This is a genomic window from Actinoplanes sp. NPDC051411 (genome assembly GCF_040682075.1).
Taxonomy (GTDB): domain Bacteria; phylum Actinomycetota; class Actinomycetes; order Mycobacteriales; family Micromonosporaceae; genus Actinoplanes.
In genome coordinates this window covers 59,201-82,467 of record NZ_JBFBAD010000040.1, presented here as the reverse complement: position 1 = coordinate 82,467, position 23,267 = coordinate 59,201, and the positions used below count along the sequence as shown (strand labels likewise).

Genomic DNA, 23,267 nt, shown 5'->3' with positions numbered 1-23,267 from the left:
TGGTCGTTAAGCCATCTACCGGAGACCTCGCTATTTATCGATCAACGCCACGCCGTGAACATCAACCGGCACCGCCGACTTCGATACACGCCCTAATCGCATCTGATCGAATACGCGCACTGGTTAGAGCAAGATATGGCCTCTGGCCGCCAAACGACGTCGACCGGGCGCGGTCGACGTCGTTCAGCGGGCAGGTGCGGGCCGTCGAGCCGCAGCCCCGAGAGACGCCGCCGGTGACCGCTGCCGCCATTCCCCAACCGACCGACACGAAGCCGTCGTGGCCGCTCGACGGCGACGGTCAGCCCCAGGAGGACGCGACCGCCCCGGTTTCGGCAGCCGCTATGACCTGGGCGTGAAGCTGCTCGAGCTGGTCACCCGCTCGGTCCCGGCCGGCTGGGCCCGGCCGGCCGGCAAGACCGGCTCCGGCCTGCCCCTTCAGGAGCATCAGGCCCAGGTCGACGGCGACGGCTGGAGCTACCTCGCCGCGGCCGCCGTGTCGAAGGGCGACCGGACCGGCCGTCTCCTGGCTGAGGTGCACACGCCCGGCGACCCGGTGACCGCCACCGGTCCGTGCGTGCTGGCCGGCACGTTCTGCAGCATGCGCGACGACTGCCAGGCGTCACCGTCGTCTATGCGGCCCAGAGCCGCAACGCGGTCAACGGTGCCAGCAGCCTCAAGGCGCTGACCATGCTGCCCCTGACCGTTCCGCGGCTGGCCGCGCTGGCCGCCGACCCGAAGTTCCATCTCAGCTGAGGGATCACGTCGCCGGATAGGGTTCGGCCTGCAGCAGGCGGGCGAGGTGGGCGGTGTTGGCGGCCAGGGTCTTCGTGGCTCCGCCGGTGGTGTCGGGCTTCGGGCCGGCCTTGTCGTAGTCGAGTTTGCCCATCGCCTCGCCGACCCAGTAGGTGCCGGCCGCCGCCGCGATGCTGAAGCCGACGTCGTTGAGTGCCTGGAACACCTCGGCGGTGACGTGGTGGGCGCCGTCCTCGTTGCCGACCACCGCGACCGCGGCGACCTTGCCGTAGGTCAGCAGGCGGCCCCGGTCGTCGGTCTCGGACAGTTCGGCGTCGAGGCGTTCCAGCACCATCTTGCAGATGCTGGAGGGCTGGCCCATCCAGATCGGCGTCGCGATGACCAGGATCTGCGCGGCGAGCATTTTCTCCCGGATCGCCGGCCAGCCGTCGCCGTCACCCTCGTCGGTGGAGACCCCGAACCGTACGCCGTGGTCGGCGACCCGCACGATCTCGCCGTCGACGTCGTGGTCGGCCAGCGCGGTGAGCACCTCCCGGCCGAGCAGTTCCGAGCTTGACGGCGCCGGTGAGGGTTTGAGCGAGCAGCAGAGCACGAGGGCGCGCAGGGTGGTCACGTCGGGGTTCTCCTTCCGGACGGTCCGGGCCGGCCGCCACGGACTTCCCCGTCCCGGTGACCCCACAAACCAGTTCCGGTGGCCCGCGGACCAGTGACTTAGTCGACAGCCGTCTTCGTTTGGCCGGGCGGATAGGAGGGCATCCACTCGACGGCCCGAATACGGCAGTTGCGGAGCTTTGGGGGCATGATGCGAGTCCGGCGGAAGCCGTCGTCGACGGTGCGATGGGACATCGACCGCATGGTCGGCAACGTCGAGACCGGGCGTTTCGAGCGCAGCCTGTCCGCGCTGACCGCGGCGGGGGCCCTGGTGACCGCGGCCGAGATCTATTTCGAGCACGACTCGGCGAGCTTCGGCAACAAGATGATGTGGGTTCCGGTCGCGCTCGGCCCGGTCGGGGCGGCGGCCGGGGTCGCGGGCTTCTTCAGCCGGCGGATGGCCAAGACGGCGCTGCCGATCGCGTCGGCCGCCATCGTCGCGAACGGGCTGCAGGGCACATACCTTCACGCCCGGGGCATCGCGCAGAAGCCCGGCGGCTGGCGTAACGCCCGCTACAACCTGGAGATGGGGCCGCCGCTGCTGGCGCCGCTGCTGGTGACCATGGTCGGTGGGATGGGCCTGCTGGCGGCGGTGCTGCGACGTGAGCGCTGATCCCCGCTTTCCCGGTTTCGACGCGCTCGCCCAGCAGCGGCACTGGGATCCGGTGACCGCCGGCGTCGTGCTCGAGCGGGTGAGCAACGTACGCGACTTCCGCTTCTTCACCCCCCACGAGCAGGCGATCGCCACCGTGCTGTGCGACCGGCTGCTCGGGCAGGGCGGCGACGGCCGGATCCCGGTCGCGGCGATGATCGACGCGCGGCTGGCCGAGGCGCAGACCGACGGCTGGCGCTACGCCGACATGCCGGAGGACGGTCAGGCCTGGCGCGACACCCTCGCCGCGCTGCGGGAGGACGGGTTCGCCGAGGCCACCGAGAAGGAACAGGACGCGCTGATCCAGGGCGTACAGGACGCCGAGGGTGATTGGCACGGCCTGCCGGCGTCCCGGGTATGGAGCCTGTGGACCCGGTACGCGTGCACCGCCTTCTACGCCCACCCGGACGCGTGGTCGGAGATGGGCTTCCCGGGCCCCGCCTACCCGCGCGGATACAAGAACACGGGCGTCGACCGCCGGGAGCCGTTCGAGGTCCGCGACGCCCGGCCGGACGAGGATCCTCTGCGATGAACCCGGTACGCGAACGCAACGAGTCGGCCTGGCTGATCCCGAACGACGGCACCCGCACCAACCACGGACTGCGGCGGGACATGCGCCGCTTCGACGACACCGACGAGGTCGACCTGGTGGTCGTCGGCTGTGGCGCCGGCGGCTCGGTGCTGACCCAGCGGCTGGCCCGGTCCGGCTGGACCGTGGTCGCGCTCGATGCCGGCCCGTTCTGGGATCCGGACCGCGACTGGGTCAGCGACGAGGCCGGCTCGCACCGGCTGTACTGGACGGAGCCGCGGGTCATCGACGGCGCCGACCCGGTGCCGCTGGGCTCCAACAACTCCGGGCGCGGCGTGGGCGGGTCGATGGTCCACTACGCCGGCTACACCCCGCGCTTCCACCCGAGCGACTTCGAGACGTACACCCGCGACGGCGTCGGCGCCGACTGGCCGCTTTCCTATCACGACCTGAAGGGCTACTACGCGGCGATCGAGGAGGAGCTGCCGGTCGCCGGCGACGCCTGGCCGTGGGGCGACCCGCACTCGTACCCGCATCGCCCGCATCCGGTCGGCGGCAACGGCGAGATCTTCCTGCGCGGTGCCCGCAAGGCGGGAATCACCGCGAAGGTCGGTCCGGTGGCGATCGTCAACGGCCGTTTCGGCAATCGGCCGCACTGCATCTACCGCGGTTTCTGCCTGCAGGGCTGCAAGGTCAACGCCAAGGCGTCGCCGCTGATCACCCATATCCCGGACGCCCTCGCGCACGGCGCCGAGGTCCGCCCCGACTCGATGGTCACCCGGGTCGAGGTGGATCCGCGGACCGGCCGGGCGACCGGGGTGCATTACGTCCGCGACGGCATCAGCCGGTTCCAGCGGGCCCGGATGGTCGCGGTCGCCGGATATTCGATCGAGACGCCGCGCCTGCTGCTCAACTCGGCCTCGAAGCGGTTTCCCGACGGGCTGTGCAACGACTTCGACCAGGTCGGACGATACCTCATGGTGCAGGGCGCCCCGCAGACCGCGGGCCGGTTCGACGCCGAGGTACGGATGTACAAGTCGCCGCCGCCCGAGGTCAGCTCCGAGCAGTTCTACGAGACCGACCCGGCCAAGCCGTACCGAAGAGGGTTTTCGATCCAGACGGTCTCGCCGCTGCCGATCACCTGGGCCGAACACGTCGCCGCCCAGGGCCATTGGGGCCACAATCTGCGCGAATACATGAGCGACTACGTGCACTGGTCGTGTCTCGGCGCGCTGTGCGAGTTCCTGCCGCAGGCCGGCAACCGGGTCACCCTGGCCGACCAGAAGGACCGCCACGGCCTGCCGGTCGCCCGGTTCTCCTACAGCCAGGGCGACAACGACAAGCAGCTGATGCGAGCCGCGCAGAAGGTGATGGAAGACATCCTGCACGCCGCCGGGGCCGACGAGGTGATCACCATCAAGCGGTACGCCCACCTGGTCGGCGGCGCCCGGATGGCGGCCGACGAGCGGCACGGCGTGGTCGACGCCGACTGCCGCGCGTTCGCCGTACCCAATCTCCTGATCACCGACGGCAGCGTGCTGCCCACCCAGGGCAGCGCGAACCCGGCCCTGACCATCATGGCCGTCGCCGCCCGCGCCGCCGACCGCATCCGGGGCCGGGCGTAGGGCCTGGCCACCGGTGGGTGGTGGCCGGTTTCAGACGGCGGGTCCGCGGGCATCCCGGACGTCATGAGCGATTCGGATACCCCCACCGATCCCCAGGCGCTGCGCAGCGAGATCGCGGCGACCCGGGCCGATCTGGGCGACACGGTCGAGGCCCTGGCCGCCAAGGCCGACGTGAAGACGCGGGCGAAGGGCGCGATCGGTGACGCCGCCGGCCAGGCGAGGCAGAAGCTCGCCTCGGCGTCGGACCGGGCCGCGCAGGCCGCCGGCGCGCTCACCGAGACCGCCGTGTCGGCCAAGGATCAGCTGCCGCCCCAGGTGCGCCGTCCGCTCCCGTGGGCCCTGATCGGCGCGGTCGCGGCGGTGGCCGGCCTGGTGGTCGTGCTGGTCCGGCGGAAACGGGCCTGACCGGCCCGACGCCGGACACCATCCGCGTCGTCGCCTCTGATCCGCATCGGCCGATGGGGCAGGATAGGCGTACCTAGCCGCAAGGAGCTGTCCATGGAGTCATCGCCGATCTGGCGTCACCGCATGACGCGCGAGGCCGGTGTGTCCACCATCCTGCTCAGCGGCGAGCTCGACCTGGCCAGCGCCTCGACCGTGCAGGCACTGCTGTTCGAGCAGGTCGAGTCCCCGGAGGTCACCGCGGTGCGGGTCGACCTGGCCGGGGTCGGGTTCCTCGATTCCAGCGCGCTGGGGGTGCTGATCAGCGGCCTCAACCACGCGCAGGAGGAGGGCCGCGGCTTCGCGGTGGTCAACCCCAGCGTGGCGGCTCAGCGCATCCTGGCCGTCACGGGCCTGGACGAGGTCCTGTGCGGCCCTGAGCAGGCGGCCGCCGTCCCGGAATAGTCGTCCGCCGGCACCAAGATACGCTGGTGGATACGCCGTGCGGGCGACGCGGCGTCGATCACGACGAGGCAAGGTTCCTGCATTGGTGGACGACAGCGCCGACGACCTGTTCGAGCATGCCCCCTGCGGCAATCTGACCTCGCGGCCCGACGGCACCATCGTCAAAGTCAACGCGACCCTCCTCGACTGGCTCGGCTTCACCCGCGACGAGCTGGTCGGGCGCAGGCGGCTCGGTGATCTGCTCACGGTCGGCGCCCGCCTCTACTACGAGACCCACCTGGCGCCTCTGCTCGCGATGCAGGGCGAGATCAGCGGCATCTCGCTCGACCTGCGCACGAAGGACGGCGGCACGTTTCCCGTCCTGGTCAGTTCGATCGTGCGGACCGGCGGCGACGGCCGTCCCGACGTGGTCCGGACCATCGTCTTCGACGGCCGCGACCGGCGCGCCTACGAACAGGAGCTTCTCCATGCCCGCCGGGTCGCCGAGAACGAGGGTGGCCGGCTGCGGCACCTCGTGGCCGACCTGCAGCGCAGCCTGTTGCCCTCGGTGTTGCAGACGCCACCCGGGCTGGAGGTCGCGGCGCACTACCGGATGGCGTCGGTCGACGAGGTCGGCGGCGACTTCTACGACCTTTTCCGGTTGAACGACGGCCGCTGGGGGTTCTTCCTGGGCGATGTCAGCGGCAAGGGCGTCGACGCCGCCGCGGTGACCGCGCTGGCCCGTTACACGCTGCGGGCCGCCGCGGTCTACGACCCCGATCCGGCCGCCGTCCTCAACAATCTCAATCAGGTGCTCTATCAGGAGTATCGCCAGGACGCCCGCTACTGCACCGTGGTGTTCGGCATCCTGACGCTGGAGGACGACGGCTTCAGCGCGGTGGTCGCCAGCGGTGGGCATCCGGAACCACTGCTCCTGCGGGCCGACGGGACGGCCGGCCGGCACCCCACCAAGGGGCGGCTGGTCGGGGTGTTCCCGAGTTCGACCTACACCAACACGGTGCTGACCGCGCGGCGCGGCGACACCCTGGTGCTCTACACCGACGGCGTCACCGAGGCCCGCACCGGCATCGGCCGGCAGCGATTCGGCGTGGAAGCGGTCACCGCCTTCGCGAACGACCTGTCCCCGGCCGGTGCCGCCTCCACCGTCGACGCCTTCGTCGACCTGCTGGACGGCTTCGCCGCCGGCCTGGAGGACGACACCGCGGTCATGGCGATCGGCGTGCCCAAGTAGGACTTCCGAGGCGAATTCGTGATGTGGGTAAATCGCCCCGCCTGGGTAAGGGTCGGCAATGACCACGGGTGAACGAGCCGGCAACCGGGAGCGCACCACCGCGGCGATGCACTCCACCGCGACCCAGCTGGAGGAAGCGGAAGCGACGTTGCATCGCAGCGCCGAGGCCGCCCCGGAGGAGGAGGCGCGGCGCCGGTTGCACAGTTTGGGCGATCAGGTCACCGCGGAAGCGCAGGCGATCGAGCGCCGCGCCGACCGCCTGGACGATCAGGAAAGCTGATGGGTGAACCAACCGCCACCGGTGTGAGGCATGCTGGGCCGGTGGTGTCGGCAGGCAAGGCCCGGCGGGGCGAGGCGCGCCTGCCGTCCGCCCTGGTCGTGGTCGCGGCCATCGCGCTCTACGCGTTGCTGCCCGAGCAGCTGATCCTCGGGCCCCGCCTGGTCATCCCGGTGCTCGAGGTCGTGCTGCTGGCCGCGCTCGTCATCGTCAACCCGCGCCGGATGACCCGGGACAATCCGTGGGAGCGCGCGGCCGCGCTGACCCTGGTCGGCCTCATCGCCCTGGCCAACGTGGTGGCGCTGGTGCTGCTGCTGCGGCAGCTGGTCACCACCGGCAACTCCCGGGCCGTCGAGTTGCTGATCGCCGCCGGGCAGGTGTGGCTGACCAACGTGATCGTCTACGGGCTCGCGTTCTGGGAACTGGATCGCGGCGGGCCGGTCGCCCGCACCCACCTCCCCCGCCACCAGCTGGCCCCGGCCGACTTCCGGTTCCCGCAGGACGAGGACCACGACGCCGTCGACGAGGTGCAGGCCGGCTCGAGCCGGGTCAGCGACTGGGTGCCCGCGATCGTCGACTATCTGTACGTGTCGCTGAGCAACTCCTCGGCCTTCAGCCCGACCGACACCATGCCGCTGTCGACCCGCGCGAAGATCCTCATGGGCATCGAGTCCACGTCGGCTCTGGTGATTTCCGTACTCGTGATCGCCAAGGGCGTCGGCAGCCTCGGTCAGTAGGCTCTCACCGCACGCCCACGAGGTCGGGCAGGCGCACCTCGAACCGGCAGCCGTGCCCGGTGTTGCGCACGTCGACGCGGCCGCCGTGGGCCTCGACCAGGCCGCGTACGATCGCCAGCCCGAGCCCTCCCCCGGCGCCCGGGGTCCGGGCGCGCTCGCCGCGGAAGGCGACCTCGAAGACCCGGTCGAGATCGCCGTCGGGGATGCCCCCGCAGGTGTCCGAGACCGCGAGCCAGACGCCGTCCTGCCCGTGTCCGGCGTCGATCTGCACGGTCCCCGCCTCGGGCGTGTAGCGCACCGAGTTGACCAGCAGGTTGCTGACCACCCGGGCCAGTTCCCGCTCTCCCGCCTGCACGATCGGCCAGCCGGTCTCGGCCGCCACCAGCGTGATCCGCTTGCTGGCGGCGAGCGGGGCGATACCGGCGATCGCGTCGGAGACCACCTCCCGCAGCGGCACCCGGGTCGGGGCGAGCCGCAGTGCGCCCGCGTTGATGCGGGACAGCTCGAACAGGTCGTCGACCAGTTGAGTCATCCGGTCGGCCTCGACCCGGATCCGGGCGTGGTAGTCGGCGACCGTGAGCGGGTCGACGACCACACCGTCCTCCAGGGCCTCGGCCATCGCGCGGAGACCGGCCAGCGGCGTACGCAAATCGTGCGAGACCCAGGCGACCAGCTCGCGGCGTCCGGCCTCGAGGTGCCGTTCCCGTTCGCGGGCGGTCTCCGCCCAGACCGCCGAGGCGGCCAGCCGCCGGCCGAAGACCGCGCCGACGGCCAGGCTGACCAGCGCCGACGCGCTCACCGTGATCAACACGACCCGCAGGTCGTGCCCGGACAGGAACATCGCCTTGGCCACCGCGACCACCCCGGCGACCACGGCCAGCACGGTCACCGCGAGCATCACGACGGTGTGGGTGAGGATCGAGCGGCCCCGGAGCAGCCGCAGCACGACCGCGCCGCCGGCCCCGACGACGCCCCCGGCGGCCAGCGCGTAGAGCCCGATCTCCAGCGAGATCATCGGACGGCCACCGGCTCGTAGCGGTAGCCGACGCCCCACACGGTCAGCACCCGGGCCGGATCGGCCGGATCGGACTCGATCTTCTCCCGCAGCCGGCGCACATGCACGGTCACCGTCGACTGGTCGCCGAACTGCCAGCCCCACACCCGGCCCAGCAACTCGGTGCGCGACCAGGCCTTGCGCGGGTGGGTCATCAAAAAGACGAGCAGGTCGAACTCGCGTACGGTCAACGCGAGCGGCACCCCGCCGCGGCGGGCGATCCGCCGGGCCGTGTCGACCGTCAGGTCGCCGTCGGTGAGCGTCTCCGGCGCCTCCTCGGCCGGCGGCCCGGCGACCCGGCGCAGCACCGAACGCACCCGCAGCACGAGCTCCCGGGGCGAGAACGGCTTGGTCACGTAGTCGTCGGCGCCCACCTCGAGCCCGAGCACCCGGTCGATCTCCTCGCCGAGCGCGGTCAGCATGATCACCGGCAGGCCGGGGTGGGTGCCGCGCAGCCGCCGGCAGACCTCGAGCCCGTCGATGCCCGGCATCATGATGTCGAGCACCACCAGATCGGGCCGCTCGGCGTCGATCGCGGCGAGCCCGGAGCCACCGTCGCCGGCCAGCCGCACCCGGCAGCCGGCCTGCTCCAGATAGCGCCGGACTACGTCGCTGACAGTGGGGTCGTCGTCGACGACCAGCACGCTCTGTCCCATCATCAGGACGCTACCGACCCTTTCCCCGGTTGCCCGTTGTGAAATTCTTACGGCTACTTGACCGCGACGATGTCGACGGTCTCGATGCTCGGCGCGGCGGCCAGCAGTTCCGGAGCCACCTCACCGAGCGCGGCCGGAATCTGGCCTTGCAGGTGGGCGGTGCGCGCGTCCTCGGTCTCGAACGTGTCGAAGATGCCGAAACGGGACTCGGAAATGCGGAACGCGTACCACGTCACCGTGCCCTCCTCGGCGACCGCGAGCGCCCGCCTCGCCTCCAGGAAGGCGGCCAGCTCGGCGCCCTTACCCGGCTTGGCCTCCAACTGCGCGAGGACCCCATACCGAACGCTCATGCCATGTCACCTTTCGTAGTGCCGGACTTTCCTAGGGTGTGCGTCCGCTCGCGCCCGTTTCTTACGTCGCACGGCGAGAATCACCCCCGTCGCCCCGGCGACACCGAGCAGCAGCAGGGCCAGGTTCCGGCCGTAATCCAGGGGTAGCGCCGACGGGTTGTCGGCGGTCCGGCCGAGCCCGAACGCGAGCGGCAGCGCGGTCACCGTCAGGGCGGCGACCACGATCGCGGCCGTCCGGACCACCGGACCCCGTAACAATTTGCCGGCCAGCAGCACCAGCGGCGACCAGATCGCGTCATGCACCACCAGCACGGCGACGAGGAAAATCAACACCCCGCCGAGCTTGCCGCCGAGTTCGAGCACCGAACCGACGGCGGCATAGAGCATCGCGAGCACGCCCGCGACCAGCAACGGTCTTCTCATCACGCCTCCCGCACAGTCAGGCGCCCGACCCACTTCGTCTGCAGCACCCCGGGCCGGTTCGGCGCGATCAGCCGGGCCGGATAGCCGTGGTCGAGATGCAGCACCTCGCCTCGCAGCCGCAGCGCGATCAGCGTGAAGGAATCCGCGGTCAGCGGCGGCTCGACGGTCGAACTCCCGTAGTGGCCGCCCGCCTGCAACGATTCGACCAGCACATGGGCCCGGCCCGGGTCGGCACCGACCATCTCCACCAGATCGCGCAGGCGCACGCCGGTCCAGGTGCCGGAGGCGCTCCAGCCCTCCACGCAGGCGATCGGCAGCACCACGGTGTACTGCGGAAGGGCATTGAGCGCGGCCAGATCCAGTCGCACCGGCCCGGCCGGGCCGGTCACGGTCAGGGTGTACGCCGGGTCCGACGCGCTCTCCCGCACCCCCGCACCGAGGGCCGTCTTGTTGACCGGAAGGCCCTGCGGTCCGATTGTGGGCCGGCGCGGGGCCAGCACGGCGATCCGCGAGAGCGGCCGGACCGTCTGCCCGACCGTGGTCACCGTGATGAGGCCGGCCGCGATCCCGGCCCCGAGCAGCACGTGCCGCCGCCCGGGGTCCGCCTCGCCGGCCTCCGCCCCAACCCGCACTGGGTGGGGTGAGTCAAGCAGCCGGGTACGACGCTTTTCGGACCTTGTCCCCAGGGCGTCGCGCACGACCGGCAGCTGAACCGAGACGTGCACGAGCAGCGCCCCGACGGTCAGCCAGGCCACCCAGTAGTGCCCGGTGGTGAAGAAGAACGGCATCGGGGTGTACCAGCGGGCGATGTTGAACACCCCGCTGGTCAGCTGGAACAACGCGCCCGCGACCAGCGCCGCGACCCCGCCCCGCTCGGCCGCCTGGAGCAGCGTGCGGGCGGGCGGCCACGTGAACAGCCGCGGATAGACCGACCACAGCTTGGCGCCGAGCAGCGGGATCGACGCGAGGCCGGTCGCCACGTGCACGCCCTGGGTCGCGCGGTAGAGCCAGACCGGCCGCGACGGCCACCAGAACCACCCCGGTGGGTGCTGGATCAGGTGGCTGAGCAGCCCGGTGACGAAGCAGACCCCGAACGCGACCCCGAGCAGCAGCCCGAGCTGGCTCGTCAGCCGGGTCGAGCGGGGCCCGAACGCACCCTCCCGGAACGGCCCGCGCCGCAACCGCTCGGGCGGCACCGGCAACGGCTGCTCCATCAGCCAGGTCACCAGGCGCCGGACACGACCGGCGGGCCCGGCCGGGGCAGCGGGGAGGGCCGGTTCGTTCAGCGGGCGGTCAGAACGGCGAACCATCGCCCGGCCTCCGTCCGCGTGTCGAGGACGCGCAACCCCGCGGCGCCCGCCGGTGTAGCCACGTCGTCCCGGGAAAGCACCGCCCACGGCAGCCGGGCTCCCGACCCCGCCACCGCGGTGCGACCCGACCAGCTGGGCGTACCCGGCGGGGCGAGCTCGACGTGGATGCTTCCGCCCGGCCCGAGCAGCCCGCGGCACCGGGCGAGCAGCCGCGCCGGATCACCCCCGATGCCCACGTTGCCGTCGGCCAGCAGCAGGTGCCGCCAGCGCCCGGCGCCGGGCAGCGGCCCGAAGACGTCCCGGCACAGCGCGGCGGCGCCGCGCAAGCGGGCGAGCCGCACCGCGGCCGGGCTGACGTCGATGCCCAGGGCGGGCGTTCCGGCCGCCGCGAGGGCCGCGGCCAGCCGTCCGGGTCCGCAGCCGACGTCGAGGGTCGGCCCGGTGCAGGGTTCGAGCAGGGCGCGGTCGCCGGGCAGCGCGTCCCGGCACCACTGCTCGGGCTCGAACCGGTGGATCCCGCCGGCCGGATGCCGCACCGTGAAGGTGGCGGCCCGGCCCGAGACCACGTTGCGGAACGCGGCATCGAACAGCGCGGCCGCGCTCACCGTCCAGCCCCTTCAAAAGCCATCACGGCCCGGAACCGGGAGCCGGCCGGGCAGAGGGCCGACACCGCATACGCGTCGGCCGCGGTGTCCACATCGGTCAGGATCCGCAGGGACGCCACCCGCAGGCCCCGCCGGCGCAGAGCCGACCGGGTTTCCGCTCCGGTGGTCGCCGTCGACGTCACGATGCCGTCCAGAACCGCCGCGTGCCGGCCGTCGCGCAGCCCGAGCGCCCACCATCCGCCGTCCGCCGCCGGCCCGAGTACCGCCCCCGGCCCTCCCGGCACCGCCAGCTGCCGAAACATCAAGTCGAAGTCCTGGGTGGACAGCTGGGGCGTATCCATCCCGACCAGCACCGTGGCCGTGCCGCGCCGATAGCTGTCGGCGAAAGCGCCCGCGATCCGGGCGCCGAGCGACCCGTCCCGCTGCGGCACCGAATCCCACCCGGGCGGCGCCGCGTAGACGCCGTCGACCGCCAGGATCCGCCGGCCGACCCGAGCGTCGGTGACGACGTCGAGCGTGTCGGCCAGCGCCGCGGCGGCCACGGCCGCCGCCTGCGACGGGGTGCAGGGCGGGCAGAGCCGGGTCTTCACCCGGCCCGCGACCGGCGCCTTGGCGAGCACGATCACCTGGGTGCCGCTCACCGGGCCAGCACCGCGCTCATGTCCCGCACCGCGCGCAGGGTGCCGAGCGCGCTGCCCGACACCTTCGACCGGGTGCCGGCCGCCCGCGGGTGATAGTCGACGTCCACTTCGGACACCCGCCAGCCGGCCCGGGCCGCGGCGAGCAGCAGTTCGAGGGGATACCCGAACCGCCGGTCGCGCAGGCCGAGCGCGAGCAGGTCGTCGCGGCGGACCGCGCGCATCGGCCCGATGTCGTGCACGGCCAGGCCGGTCGTGCGCCGGATCCGGCCGGCCAGCACCGTGTTGCCGATCCGGGCGTGCAGCGGCCAGACCCCGCGGCCGACCGGACGCCGGCGGCCCGTCCCCAGCTGCGCGCTCCCGTCCAGGACCGGCCCGGCGACCAGCGGCAGCTGCGCCGGGTCGAACGAGCCGTCGGCGTCCATCACGCACACCACGCCGTCGTCCGGATCGCTCGCCAGCACCCCGGCGTGCACCGCCGCGCCATAGCCGGGCTCGGCCACCGCGACCACCTCGGCACCGAGGGCCCGGGCGACGTCGGCGGTGCCGTCGGACGAGCCGTTGTCGACCACGATCGGCCGATAGCCGGACGGCATCCGGGACAGCAGGGCGGGCAGGGCCGGGGCCTCGTTCCGGCAGGGCAACACCACGTCGGTCATGAGCTGCGACGCTAGCCACAGGCACCCCGACCAGGGCTTACGAAGAGGTGACCAGTTCTTACGGATCGATGACGGGCATGGCCCGCCGGCCCCGCGCGGCCCTAGCCTCGGCGCCGTGACCCATGTGCTCGTGACCGGCGGCGCCGGCTTCATCGGATCCCACGTCGTCGAGGCCCTGGCGGCCCGCGGCGACGACGTGACCATCGTCGACTCCGGACATCCGGGCGCCCATCGGGCACCCCTGCCGGGCTCCATCGCCGGGATTCCGCTGCGGCTTGCCGACGTACGCGACGTGGCCGCGCTCGAACCCCTCCTCGCCGGCGTCGACGTGGTCGTCCACCAGGCCGCGATGGTCGGCCTGGGCGTCGACCTGGACGACCTGCCCGAGTACGTCGGCTGCAACGACCTCGGCACCGCCGTCCTGCTGGCCGCGATGGCCCGCTCGGGCGTACGGCGCCTGGTGCTGGCCAGCTCGATGGTGGTGTACGGCGAGGGCGCGTACGCCTGCGACCGCCACGGCCCGGTCCGCCCCGCCGCCCGCCGGATCGACCACCTGGTGGCGGGCCGTTTCGAGCCCGGTTGCCCGCACTGCGGCCACCCGCTGGCCTGGCTGGAGATCGGCGAGGACGCCCCGCTCGACCCGCGCAGCGTCTACGCCGCGACGAAACTCGCCCAGGAACACCTCAGTGCCGCCTGGGCCCGCCAGACCGGAGGCTCGGTCGCCGCCCTGCGCTATCACAACGTCTACGGCCCGCGGATGCCCAAGGACACCCCGTACAGCGGGGTGGCCGCGATCTTCCGATCGGCGCTGGAGGCCGGCCGGGCGCCCCGGGTCTTCGAGGACGGCGGCCAGCGCCGCGACTTCGTCCACGTGCGGGACGTCGCGGCGGCCAACCTGGCCGCCCTCGACGCGACGGCCGGCGCGGAGGGCTGGCGTGCCTACAACGTCGCCTCGGGCCGCCCGGCCACGGTCGGCGGGATGGCGGCCGGGCTGGCCCTGGCGGCCGGCGGCCCGGAACCGGTCGTGACGGGCGAGTTCCGGCGCGGCGTCGTGCGGCACGTGGTCGCCTCGCCGGCCCGGGCCGAGGCCGAACTCGGCTTCCGCGCGCAGATCACCCTCGCCGACGGCCTGGCCGAGTTCGCCCACGCCCCCCTGCGCGGATGACCGACCCGCCGGAGCGAAAGGCCCGGACGACCCGTCACGCGGGCGCATCGGCGGCCGAGCGAGCGAGGCGGCTGACCCCTCAGCCAGGCGCGGCAACGGCAGCACAACCGGCGCGACTGACTCGCCTGCCGGCCGCATTGGCCGCCGCCAGGGCGCCCCTGGCGGCGCGGATCGGGCGACGGACCGATCTCACCGCAGCGGCCATCGGGCTGGGCCTGTTCGCGGTGGCCGCGGTCGGCGGCGGCCTGCTCTATCTGGCCGGGCATCCGGTCCAGGCGAGCGCGGCCCCCCTCTACGCCCACTGGCTCCCCCACGCCGGCCCCGGCACCCCGTTCGCGCTGCTGGTCGCCGCCGCGACCATCCTCTATGGCCCCGCCCTCGCCGCCCGGCTGCGCTGGGCGACGCTGCACGCGACCGCCTACGCGACCGCCGTCGCCTGGACACTCTCGCTGGCCCTGATCGACGGCTGGCAGCGCGGCGTCGCCGGGCGGCTGACCACCCGCCCGGAATACCTGCACGACGTCCCCGGCGTCACCGACGTACCGGCGATGCTGCGCGGCTTCACCGGCCGGATCCTCGACTTCCAGCCCGGCTCCTGGACCACCCACGTCGCCGGGCATCCACCGGGCGCGTTGCTGGTCTTCGTCGGCCTGGACCGGTTCGGCCTGCACGGCGGCGGTTGGGCCGGGCTGCTCTGCGTGCTGGCCGGTTCCCTGGTCGCGGTCACCGTTCCCCAGACCATGCGGCACCTGGGAGACGACGGTCTGGCCCGGGCCTGCGTGCCGTTCCTGGTGCTGTTCCCGGGGGCGGTCTGGGTGGGAGTCTCGGCCGACGGCCTGTTCGCGGGCGTCACCTCGGCCGGGGTCATGCTGCTCGCCTCGCGCGGCTGGGCACGGCCGGTCGCCGGCGGCGTCCTGCTCGGCCTCGGCTGCTACCTCTCCTACGGGCTCGCGCTGATGGCCCTTCCCGCGCTCGCCGTCGTCATCAAGAGCCGCAGCCGGGCGGCGCTGATCGGGGGCGTGCTCGGTGCCGCGGCGGTGGCGGTCGCGTTCACCGCCGCCGGCTTCGACTGGCTCACCGGCTATCACCTGGTTCAGCAGCGGTACTACCAGGGGCTGGCGGCCCGCCGGCCGTACCTCTACTGGGTCTGGGCCGACCTGGCGATCCTCGTGGTCAGCGCCGGGCCGGCGGCGGTCGCGGCCCTACCGCGTACGGTCACGAAAGCGCGACTCGGCGTGCCCCTGGCCGCCCTCGCGGCGATTCTCGCCGCCGACCTCTCCGGGTTCAGCAAGGCCGAGGTCGAACGGATCTGGCTGCCGTTCGCGGTCTGGCTGGTCGCCGCGGCCGGGCTGCTGCCGGCCCGCGACCGGCGCCGGTGGCTCGCCGCCCAGGCCGCGGTCGCCCTGCTCGTCAACCATCTGCTGCTGACCACCTGGTAAGGGAGAAGGATGAGGCCATGACCACCGTCATCGCGTTCGACGTCAACGAGACCCTGCTCGACCTGCGCGCGCTCGACCCGCTGTTCACCGAGACCTTCGGCGATCCGGCGCTGCGACCGCAGTGGTTCGCCCAGATGCTCCAGCTGTCCTTTGTGGGCGGTCTGACCGGCGACTACGTCGACTTCACCACCGCCCAGCACGCCGCGTTGCGGATGCTCGCCGCCCGTACCGGAAAGGACGTCTCCGCGGCGCAGGCCGCGGCGATCGTCGAGGGGATGAGTTCGCTGCCGCCGCATCCGGAAGTGCCCGAGGCGCTGGCCCGGCTGCGCGCCTCCGGGGTGACGATGGTCGCTCTGACCAATTCGGTGCAGGCGGTCGCCGAGGCCCAGCTCACCTTCGCCGGTCTGCGCGGGCTCTTCGACGCGGCCATCTCGGCCGACTCGGTGCGCCGGCTGAAGCCGGCTCCCGAGCCTTACCGGGCGGTGGCCGAGCGGTTCGGCGTCGGCCTTGTTTCCGTACGCCTGGTGGCCGCGCACGCCTGGGACATCTCCGGGGCCCTGGCCGCGGGATGCCGGGCGGCCCTGGTGGCACGGCCCGGGGTGGTCGCCAGCCCGCTCGGGCCGCAGCCCGACATCACCGGCCCGACACTATCCGAAGTGGTCGATCAACTGCTGGCGGCCGAATAGCCGTCGAGCGTCGGGCCGCCGGGTCGGCAACGTCCGCCGGTCGGTCGGCCAGCCACTGCCCGGCCGGCGTGAGCGCCCCGCCGAGCACCAGCGTGACGACCGCGAAGAACTCGCTCACCGGAAGAAGTGGGTGACCGGGCGCTCCGGCCGGCGGCCCGCGAGCACGGCCCGGGTCTCAGGCGGGAGTGCGGTGGCGGTCGCGGAAGGTGGCCGCCTTGGCGCGGTTGCCGCAGTTCGCCATGGCACACCAGCGGCGCGAGGTGTTGCGCGAGCCGTCGACGAAGACCCAGCGACAGTCCTCGCCCCGGCACGCCTTGATCCGGGACCAGCCCGGCCGGGCGGTGGCCCGCAGCAGCGCCGCGACGGTCGCGGCGCCGATGTCCCGGGCGAGGTCACCGGGGGTGTCGGCGCGGAGGGTCGGCGCACCCCGCAGGTCGAGGCGCAGGGGCAGCGCCTCCAGGCCCGACGTCCCGCTCAGGTCGGGTTCGATGCCGTTGTTGCGCAGGGCCAGACCGCGAATCAGAGTGCGCAGCGCGCGCAGCGTGGCGACGCTCTGGGGAGTGCTGCTCCGCGCGGCGCCGTCCCTCGGGCCGGGCCACCAGGCGGCGACCGTGCCCGCGTCGGTCAACTCGTCCTGCGCCTGGTGGGCGGTGTTGGCCACGGCGATGAGCAACTCCTCGTCGCCGAGACCGGTCGCGTCTGCCATGTAACCACCGTACAGGTTTTATCGGTTGACGAGATCCGTAACCAGTGAAACCTTAATGGCGGTTACGGGAGGGAGGTCAGGGTGACAACGCTGAACACCGAGGTGGTCCGGTCGCGCTCCGGCGAGACCGCGTTGCTGCTGTCGGCCGCGATCTACGGCTTGAGCACGATCCTCTCGGTCGTCGCCCTGCGGACCGTGCGGCCGGCCGACCTGCTCGCGGTCGAGGTCTCCGGTGCGGCGGCGACGCTGCTGATCACCGCCGCGGTGCGCGGGCGGCTGCGCCGGCGCGGTGCGCTCCGCCCGATGCTGATCGGCACGCTCGTGCCCGGGCTGGCCTTCCTCTTCGGCGACCTGGGCCTGGCCCGCACCAGCGCATCGAGCGGCAGCCTGCTGCTGGCCGCCGAACCGTTGCTGTCGGTGCTGCTGGCGCTCGTCGTGTTGCGGGAACGCCTGTCCGGCCGGTCGGCCGTCGCCCTGGTCGTCGGCCTGGCCGGCGGAGCACTGGTCGCCCTCCAACCGGGCGGCACCTCCGGCACCGACACGACGCTCGGCAACGTGCTGGTCCTGCTCGCGGTGGTGGCCTCCGCGATGTTCGTGGTCTCCACCCGCCGCTTCAACGGCGACGGCGACGAGCTCAACCAGAGCGCGTGGCAGAGCACCGGCGGCGCGCTGAGCGTGGCACCGTTCCTCGCCGCGTCCTGGTCGACCGGCGGCACCCGGCTCGACACGGCCGGGGCCGCCGGCTGGACGGTCTGCGTGGCGGTGGTCGTCTGCGGCGTGCTCGGAAGCGTCCTCTTCAACCGGGGCATCACCCGGGTGCCCGCGGCGCGGGCCGGGCAGCTCGGCAACCTGACCCCGGTGGTCGGCACGCTGGCCGCGGTGGCCCTCCTCGGCGACCGCCCGGCGCTGCCGCAGCTGGCCGGCGGCGCCGCGATCCTGGGCGCGCTCGTGCTGCTGCTGACTCCCGTGGAAGGGGCCCGGCCTCCCGAGGCCGGGCCCGCCGGAGGGGTCAGCCGAGCTCGGCGTACACGTCGTCGAGCAGGCCGTGATACATGTCGCCGTTCTTGAAGTTGGGGCCGCCGATCCGGATCGGCAGGCTGTTCGAGATCGACAGCGTCGCCGGGACGGTCGCCGTCCCCTTGAGCACGTCGTCCACATAGACGCTGAGAGCGGTGCCGGAACGCTGACACAGGACCTTGTGCCACCGCCCGTCGGCCACGGTCGTCGCCGACCGCACCAGGTAGCCACCGGTCAGCCCGACACCACCGATCACGCACTGGGCCCGGCCCTGGGTGGCGCCGATCTGCATCTTCCACTGACTGCCGGTGCCGGCCACACCCTTCTGCATGATGTTGGCCGAGCCCTTGACCTGGTCCTTGTTGATCAGCACCCGGGCCGACCACCGGAACGTCCGGTTCCCCGGGTTGAGGTCGGCCGTGCTGGCCCCTTCGAGCAGACTCCGCGGGCACGGGGTGGTCACCGGGCAGACAACGGGGAAGGCGGCGTACCGGCCGCCGGTCGCCGCCCCGGGGAACCGCAGGACGCCGTTGTCGACGGTCCGCACGGTGAGCGCCGGCCCGTGCCCGGACGAGTCCGGCACCTGGCCGTTGGTCGCCCCGGCGTCGAACGTGTAGCGGGCGACCAGGGTGATCGTCGCCGCGGGAGCAGGTGTATCCGCCAGGGCCGGCGTGGCCGTCCCGGCGATGCCGGCCGCCAGGGCCAGCGCAATCGCGATCTTCATACCTAAGGGATCGCCCCCGGGCCGATCCGTTACGGCGCCTGCTCGACCTCCGCGGCTCGGGCCGGTCCTAGAGGAGGCCGTTGGCGTCGGCCATGGCGCAGACGGCAACCATGCGCATGTGGTGCCAGTCGGCGGCCATCCAGCCGGGGCCGCAGATCGGGGCCGTGCCCGGTGACGGCAGCGGGCGGCCCGCGCGCCGGGCCGCGAACGCGATGGACTTCGCGTACGCCGCGAGGCCGGGCGCGTCGGCCCGGCGGCCGGCCTCGGAGAGTGCGTCGCGGATCGCCGCCGCGTGCTGGTCGATCTGGGCCAGCACCGCCACGTCGGTGAGCGCGGCGATCAGTCCGTCGACGCCGACCCGCGCCATCATCTCGTCCAGCAGCGCGGTGTCGGAGTCCAGCAGCGGGCCGGCGGCAGCGTCCTGAATCGGGGCGAAGGCGAGGAATTCGTTCGTCATGGCGAGAACGCTAGGGCCTGCCGGGGCCGCCCGACAGGGGGGTAACCGAACGGCACCCGAGCGCCAACGGAGCCGCTACACGGGCAGCTGGTCCATCGCCTTGTAGATCCGTTTGTCGGAAATGGGGTAGGCCGTGCCGAGCGTCTGGGCGAACAGGTTGATCCGGAGTTCCTCGATCATCCACCGGATTTCTCTCAGGCCGGGGCTGTCGGGCAGGTCGGTCCGCAACTCGCGGTATTCGGCCTCGATCTCGTGGATCTGGGCCATCAGCTGCCGGTCGCGGGCCAGGTTGCCGCCGAGACGGTCGAGGCGGTAGACGATGCCGCGCAGGTAGCGGGGCAGGTGGTGCAGCTGCTTCCACCCGGTCGCGGTGACGAAGCCGGTGTGCACGAGCCCCTTGAGCTGCTGCCGGATGTCGGCCAAGGCCGGGACCATGGCCGGGTCGCGCAGCGACCGGATGCGCTGGTCCACCTCGTACGAGGAGGCGAGCACCGCCTGCACCTCGGTCACCACGCCCTCGGTCGCGTCGACCAGGTCCTGGCGCACGGTGTCGCGCAGCGAGGCGAACTCGACCGACGACCAGACCGGGCCGCCCGCGTCGGTGACCAGCTGGTCGATGGCCGCCCCGGCGCAGTCGTCGAGCAGGTCGGCGATCGAGCGGTACGGGTTGGCGCGCGACAGCTCCAGTTTGGCCCGGTTGTCCATCCGCCCCTGCAGGTAGCGGGCGGCCGGCGGCAGGGTGAGCAGGAGCAGCCGCCGGGTTCCGGCCACCATCGCGAGCCGTTGCGAGGGCTCGTCCTCGAAGACGCGGATCGCCACCGAGTCGCCCTCGTCGACCAGGGCCGGGAACACGTTGACCTCGTAGCCGCCGCGTACCTGGGCGACCCGGCGCGGAATCGCGCCGAAATCGTTGGTCGTGATCCCCCGGCGCTCGATGTCGCCGGCGGCCGCCGAGATGGTCTGCTGGATCTTGGGCGCCAGTGAGCGCTGCAGCGCGATGAGGTCGCGGCCTTCGCCGACCACCGCTCCCTGCTCGTCGACGACGCGGAAATTCATCCGGAGGTGGTCGGGGATCTGGGCCGGCTGCCACGCACTGACCGGCACGACCGTGCCGGTCAGCCGCCGCAGCTCGGCGCCGACCGCGTCGGGCAGCGGGCCGCGGCGGGCCGGGATGCGGTCGAGGACCGCCTCGGCCCAGTCCGGCACCGGCACGAAGTTGGTGCGCAGCGCCTTGGGCAGGCCCCGGATCAGCGCGACCACGACCTCGCGCCGAAAGCCCGGCACCGACCAGCCGAAGTCCTCCGGGTCGAGCTTGTTGAGCAGCGCCACCGGCACCTGCACGGTCACGCCGTCGGACTTGCTGTTGGGCTCGAACGAGTAGCTCAGCGGCAGGCGTACGCCGTCGGCCAGCCACGCGTCGGGGTAGGCGTTGGGGTCGACCCCGTCGCGGCCCGCGTTGACCAGCAGCTCGCGGGTGAACGTGAGCAGGTCGGGGTCGGTGCGGCGGGCCTTCTTCCACCACGCGTCGAAGTGCCGGGACGAGACCACGTCGGCCGGGATGCGGGCGTCGTAGAGGGCGTACACCGTCTCGTCGTCGACCAGGATGTCGCGGCGCCGGGCCCGGTTCTCGATCTCCTCGATGCGTTCGAGGAGCTTGCGGTTCTCCTCGAAGAACTTGTGGTGGGTCTCCCAGTCGCCCTCGACCAGCGCGTGCCGGATGAACAGCTCACGGCTCAGCACGGGGTCGATCTTGGCGTAGCCGACGCGGCGCCGGGGCACGATCGGCAGGCCGTAGAGGGTGACCTTCTCGAAGGCCATCACCGCGCCCTGCCGCTTTTCCCAGTGCGGCTCGGAGTAGCTGTGTTTGACCAGGTGGGGCGCCAGTTTCTCGGCCCATTCGGGCTCGATGCGGGCGTTGACGCGGCCCCACAGCCGGCTCGTCTCGACCAGCTCGGCCGACATCACCCAGCGCGGCTGCTTCTTGAACAGCGCCGACCCGGGGAAGATCGCGAACTTGGCCCCGCGGGCCCCCAGGTATTCGCGCTTGTCGGTCTCTTTGAGACCGAGGTGGCTGAGAAGACCCGAGAGCAGGGCGGTGTGCACGTGCGGGCCGTCGGCCAGTTCCTCGCGGTCCTCGGCCAGGGTCAAACCGAGCGTACGGGCGACCTGCCGCAACTGTGAGTAGATGTCCTGCCACTCGCGTACGCGCAGGTAGTTGAGGAATTCCGAGCGGCAGAGCCGGCGGAACTGGTTGCCCGAGAGCTCCTGCTGCTTCTCGCGCAGGTAGCGCCAGAGGTTGAGGTAGCTGAAGAAGTCCGATTCCTTGTCGGTGAACCGGGCGTGCTTCTCGTCGGCCTGCTGCTGCTTGTCGACCGGCCGCTCGCGCGGGTCCTGGATCGACAGCGCGGCCGTGATCACCATGACCTCGGCGACGCAGTCCTGCTTGTCGGCCTCGATCACCATGCGGCCCAGGCGCGGGTCGACCGGCAGCTGGGCCAGCTGCCGGCCCAGTGGGGTGAGCCGGCGCTGATCGAGCGCGCCCAGTTCCTCGAGCAGCTTCACGCCGTCGTTGATGTTGCGCGGGTCGGGCGGGTCGATGAACGGGAACTTGGCCAGGTCGCCCAGGCCGAGGCTGGTCATCTGCAGGATGACGCTGGCCAGGTTGGTGCGCAGGATCTCGGGTTCGGTGAACTCGGGCCGGGCCTCGAAGTTCTCCTGAGAGTAGAGCCGGACGCAGATGCCGTCGGCGGTCCGCCCGCAGCGGCCCTTGCGCTGGTTGGCGCTGGCCTGCGAGACGTCCTCGATCGGCAGCCGCTGCACCTTGAGCCGGTTGCTGTAGCGGCTGATGCGGGCCGTGCCGGGGTCGATCACATAGCGGATGCCGGGGACGGTCAGCGAGGTCTCGGCGACGTTGGTGGCGAGCACGACCCGCCGCTGCGAGTGTCGTTCGAAGACCTTGTGCTGCTCGGCCGCGCTGAGCCGGCCGTAGAGCGGGACGATCTCGGTGTTGCGCAGGTTGCGTTTGTTCAGCGCGTCGGCGGTGTCGCGGATCTCGCGTTCGCCGGAGAGGAAGACGAGGATGTCGCCGTCGCCCTCGCGCCCGAGTTCGTCGACCGCGTCGGCGATGCCGTCGATCTGGTCGACCGGCTCCTCGCGACCGTCCGCCGAGTCCTCGTCCTCGACCGTCGTCGTGACCAGCGGCCGGTAGCGGACCTCGACCGGGTAGGTGCGGCCGGTCACCTCGATCACCGGGGCGGCGGTTCCGTCGCGCTGGGCGAAATGCTGGGCGAAGCGGGCGGTCTCGATCGTCGCCGAGGTGATGATCACCTTCAGGTCGGGCCGCTTCGGCAGCAGCTCCTTCAGGTAGCCCAGGATGAAGTCGATGTTGAGGCTGCGCTCGTGCGCCTCGTCGATGATCAGCGTGTCGTAGCGGTGCAGCATCCGGTCGTTCTGCAGCTCGGCGAGCAGGATGCCGTCGGTCATCACCTTGATCAGCGTGTCGTCGCCGACCTGGTCGGTGAACCGCACCTTGTAGCCCACGGTGGACCCGAGCGGCCGCCCGAGCTCCTCGGCGATCCGCTCGGCGACCGTGCGCGCCGCGATCCGCCGGGGCTGGGTGTGCCCGATCTGGCCGCGCACCCCGCGCCCCAGCTCGAGACAGATCTTGGGGATCTGGGTGGTCTTGCCGGAGCCGGTCTCGCCGGCCACCACCACGACCTGGTGGTCGCGGATGGCGGCGAGGATGTCGTCTTTGCGCTGGCTGACCGGCAGCGACGCGGGATAGGTGACCGTGGGGACCGAGGCCAGGCGCGCGTCGAGGCGCAGCCGGGCCTGCTCGGCCTCGGCCGCGATCTCCTGCAGCACCGCGCCGCGGGCCACCTCGTCTCTGATCTTGCGGGTGCCCTCGAGACGGCGCTGGAGCCGGCGCTCGTCGCGGGGGAGAAGTTCGGCGATGCGGGAGCGCAGCTCGGGAGTTATAGACATGGCGCAGCAAGAATAGGCAGATCCCCGGTTCGGCTGCTTCTGGATTAAGGCCCCTTTGGGGGTGGTCGGCCAGGTATTGCCAAGATCGTGTCG

General features: G+C 72.3%; 26 protein-coding genes. 13 read left to right on the top strand and 13 right to left on the bottom strand.

Annotated elements, in window-relative coordinates; translation table 11 throughout:
- Positions 1-352: 352 nt before the first annotated feature.
- Complete coding sequence (locus AB0M88_RS22925) at positions 353-685, top strand: hypothetical protein (RefSeq protein ID WP_364105323.1); 333 nt, start codon at positions 353-355, stop codon at positions 683-685.
- Between the two features lie 72 nt (positions 686-757).
- On the opposite strand, the gene AB0M88_RS22920 is transcribed toward AB0M88_RS22925, so the two are convergent.
- The gene (locus tag AB0M88_RS22920) at positions 758-1,366 is read right to left on the bottom strand and encodes an NAD(P)H-dependent oxidoreductase (protein WP_364105321.1); all 609 of its coding nucleotides are present in this window, start codon (positions 1,364-1,366) and stop codon (positions 758-760) included.
- Positions 1,367-1,552: 186 nt separating this feature from the next.
- Here AB0M88_RS22920 and AB0M88_RS22915 point away from each other — a divergent pair, with 186 nt between their 5' ends.
- From AB0M88_RS22915 to AB0M88_RS22880, 8 genes are all read left to right on the top strand, one after another.
- Positions 1,553-2,017, top strand: coding sequence for a hypothetical protein (locus tag AB0M88_RS22915; protein ID WP_364105319.1), 465 nt, complete (start codon positions 1,553-1,555; stop codon positions 2,015-2,017).
- Complete coding sequence (locus AB0M88_RS22910; RefSeq protein WP_364105317.1) at positions 2,007-2,588, top strand: gluconate 2-dehydrogenase subunit 3 family protein; 582 nt, start codon at positions 2,007-2,009, stop codon at positions 2,586-2,588. Before AB0M88_RS22915 ends, AB0M88_RS22910 begins: the two co-directional genes overlap by 11 nt.
- Entirely contained in the window at positions 2,585-4,210 is a 1,626-nt protein-coding gene (locus AB0M88_RS22905) for a GMC family oxidoreductase (protein WP_364105315.1), read from the top strand. The genes AB0M88_RS22910 and AB0M88_RS22905 overlap by 4 nt, the downstream gene beginning before the upstream one ends.
- 63 nt (positions 4,211-4,273) lie before the next feature.
- Positions 4,274-4,615 carry a DUF3618 domain-containing protein gene (locus AB0M88_RS22900; RefSeq protein WP_364105313.1) on the top strand — a complete coding sequence of 114 codons (342 nt, stop codon included), beginning with the start codon at positions 4,274-4,276 and terminating at the stop codon, positions 4,613-4,615.
- Between the two features lie 93 nt (positions 4,616-4,708).
- Positions 4,709-5,056, top strand: a complete 348-nt coding sequence (locus AB0M88_RS22895) for an STAS domain-containing protein (protein ID WP_364105311.1) — start codon at positions 4,709-4,711, stop codon at positions 5,054-5,056.
- 85 nt (positions 5,057-5,141) lie between these two features.
- A complete protein-coding gene (locus tag AB0M88_RS22890) occupies positions 5,142-6,287 on the top strand; it encodes a SpoIIE family protein phosphatase (RefSeq protein ID WP_364105333.1) in 1,146 nt (381 codons plus the stop codon).
- Between the two features lie 58 nt (positions 6,288-6,345).
- Positions 6,346-6,567 carry a hypothetical protein gene (locus AB0M88_RS22885; RefSeq protein ID WP_364105309.1) on the top strand — a complete coding sequence of 74 codons (222 nt, stop codon included), beginning with the start codon at positions 6,346-6,348 and terminating at the stop codon, positions 6,565-6,567.
- 41 nt (positions 6,568-6,608) lie between these two features.
- Positions 6,609-7,301, top strand: a complete 693-nt coding sequence (locus tag AB0M88_RS22880) for a hypothetical protein (protein WP_364105308.1) — start codon at positions 6,609-6,611, stop codon at positions 7,299-7,301.
- 4 nt (positions 7,302-7,305) lie between these two features.
- On the opposite strand, the gene AB0M88_RS22875 is transcribed toward AB0M88_RS22880, so the two are convergent.
- From AB0M88_RS22875 to AB0M88_RS22840, 8 genes are read right to left on the bottom strand one after another with little or no spacing between them, the layout of a single operon-like run.
- Positions 7,306-8,316 carry a HAMP domain-containing sensor histidine kinase gene (locus tag AB0M88_RS22875; protein WP_364105306.1) on the bottom strand — a complete coding sequence of 337 codons (1,011 nt, stop codon included), beginning with the start codon at positions 8,314-8,316 and terminating at the stop codon, positions 7,306-7,308.
- The gene (locus tag AB0M88_RS22870) at positions 8,313-9,011 is read right to left on the bottom strand and encodes a response regulator transcription factor (protein WP_364105331.1); all 699 of its coding nucleotides are present in this window, start codon (positions 9,009-9,011) and stop codon (positions 8,313-8,315) included. Before AB0M88_RS22870 ends, AB0M88_RS22875 begins: the two co-directional genes overlap by 4 nt.
- 53 nt (positions 9,012-9,064) lie before the next feature.
- Complete coding sequence (locus AB0M88_RS22865; protein WP_364105304.1) at positions 9,065-9,361, bottom strand: antibiotic biosynthesis monooxygenase; 297 nt, start codon at positions 9,359-9,361, stop codon at positions 9,065-9,067.
- A gap of 6 nt (positions 9,362-9,367) precedes the next feature.
- Positions 9,368-9,784: a hypothetical protein gene (locus tag AB0M88_RS22860; protein ID WP_364105302.1), complete on the bottom strand. Its 417-nt coding sequence runs from the start codon at positions 9,782-9,784 to the stop codon at positions 9,368-9,370.
- A complete protein-coding gene (locus AB0M88_RS22855) occupies positions 9,784-11,094 on the bottom strand; it encodes a molybdopterin-dependent oxidoreductase (protein WP_364105301.1) in 1,311 nt (436 codons plus the stop codon). The genes AB0M88_RS22860 and AB0M88_RS22855 overlap by 1 nt, the downstream gene beginning before the upstream one ends.
- The gene (locus AB0M88_RS22850; RefSeq protein ID WP_364105299.1) at positions 11,067-11,699 is read right to left on the bottom strand and encodes a class I SAM-dependent methyltransferase; all 633 of its coding nucleotides are present in this window, start codon (positions 11,697-11,699) and stop codon (positions 11,067-11,069) included. The genes AB0M88_RS22855 and AB0M88_RS22850 overlap by 28 nt, the downstream gene beginning before the upstream one ends.
- On the bottom strand, positions 11,696-12,340 hold the full coding sequence (locus AB0M88_RS22845; RefSeq protein WP_364105297.1) for a DUF2064 domain-containing protein: 645 nt from the start codon (positions 12,338-12,340) through the stop codon (positions 11,696-11,698). The genes AB0M88_RS22850 and AB0M88_RS22845 overlap by 4 nt, the downstream gene beginning before the upstream one ends.
- On the bottom strand, positions 12,337-12,996 hold the full coding sequence (locus AB0M88_RS22840) for a glycosyltransferase family 2 protein (protein WP_364105295.1): 660 nt from the start codon (positions 12,994-12,996) through the stop codon (positions 12,337-12,339). Before AB0M88_RS22840 ends, AB0M88_RS22845 begins: the two co-directional genes overlap by 4 nt.
- A gap of 115 nt (positions 12,997-13,111) precedes the next feature.
- Between AB0M88_RS22840 and AB0M88_RS22835 the strand changes: the two genes are divergently transcribed.
- The 3 genes from AB0M88_RS22835 (at position 13,112) to AB0M88_RS22825 (ending at position 16,286) form a co-directional block, all read left to right on the top strand.
- The gene (locus AB0M88_RS22835) at positions 13,112-14,161 is read left to right on the top strand and encodes an NAD-dependent epimerase/dehydratase family protein (protein ID WP_364105293.1); all 1,050 of its coding nucleotides are present in this window, start codon (positions 13,112-13,114) and stop codon (positions 14,159-14,161) included.
- Between the two features lie 209 nt (positions 14,162-14,370).
- Positions 14,371-15,600 (top strand): hypothetical protein, encoded by a 1,230-nt coding sequence (locus AB0M88_RS22830; RefSeq protein ID WP_364105329.1) that lies wholly within the window; start codon positions 14,371-14,373, stop codon positions 15,598-15,600.
- Between the two features lie 17 nt (positions 15,601-15,617).
- Positions 15,618-16,286, top strand: a complete 669-nt coding sequence (locus AB0M88_RS22825; protein WP_364105291.1) for a haloacid dehalogenase type II — start codon at positions 15,618-15,620, stop codon at positions 16,284-16,286.
- Between the two features lie 175 nt (positions 16,287-16,461).
- Here the strand turns inward: AB0M88_RS22825 and AB0M88_RS22820 are convergent, their stop codons facing one another.
- Positions 16,462-16,992, bottom strand: a complete 531-nt coding sequence (locus AB0M88_RS22820) for a CGNR zinc finger domain-containing protein (RefSeq protein ID WP_364105289.1) — start codon at positions 16,990-16,992, stop codon at positions 16,462-16,464.
- An 81-nt stretch (positions 16,993-17,073) separates the two neighbouring features.
- Here AB0M88_RS22820 and AB0M88_RS22815 point away from each other — a divergent pair, with 81 nt between their 5' ends.
- On the top strand, positions 17,074-18,060 hold the full coding sequence (locus AB0M88_RS22815) for a DMT family transporter (protein ID WP_364105287.1): 987 nt from the start codon (positions 17,074-17,076) through the stop codon (positions 18,058-18,060).
- Here the strand turns inward: AB0M88_RS22815 and AB0M88_RS22810 are convergent.
- The 3 genes from AB0M88_RS22810 to hrpA all read right to left on the bottom strand — a co-directional run bounded on the left by AB0M88_RS22810 (position 18,002) and on the right by hrpA (position 23,174).
- On the bottom strand, positions 18,002-18,733 hold the full coding sequence (locus AB0M88_RS22810; RefSeq protein ID WP_364105285.1) for a LamG-like jellyroll fold domain-containing protein: 732 nt from the start codon (positions 18,731-18,733) through the stop codon (positions 18,002-18,004). The two genes, AB0M88_RS22815 and AB0M88_RS22810, sit on opposite strands and share 59 nt — an antisense overlap.
- A gap of 67 nt (positions 18,734-18,800) precedes the next feature.
- A complete protein-coding gene (locus AB0M88_RS22805) occupies positions 18,801-19,190 on the bottom strand; it encodes a DUF6401 family natural product biosynthesis protein (protein ID WP_364105283.1) in 390 nt (129 codons plus the stop codon).
- Between the two features lie 75 nt (positions 19,191-19,265).
- Positions 19,266-23,174 carry an ATP-dependent RNA helicase HrpA gene (hrpA, locus tag AB0M88_RS22800; RefSeq protein WP_364105281.1) on the bottom strand — a complete coding sequence of 1,303 codons (3,909 nt, stop codon included), beginning with the start codon at positions 23,172-23,174 and terminating at the stop codon, positions 19,266-19,268.
- Positions 23,175-23,267: the final 93 nt, after the last annotated feature.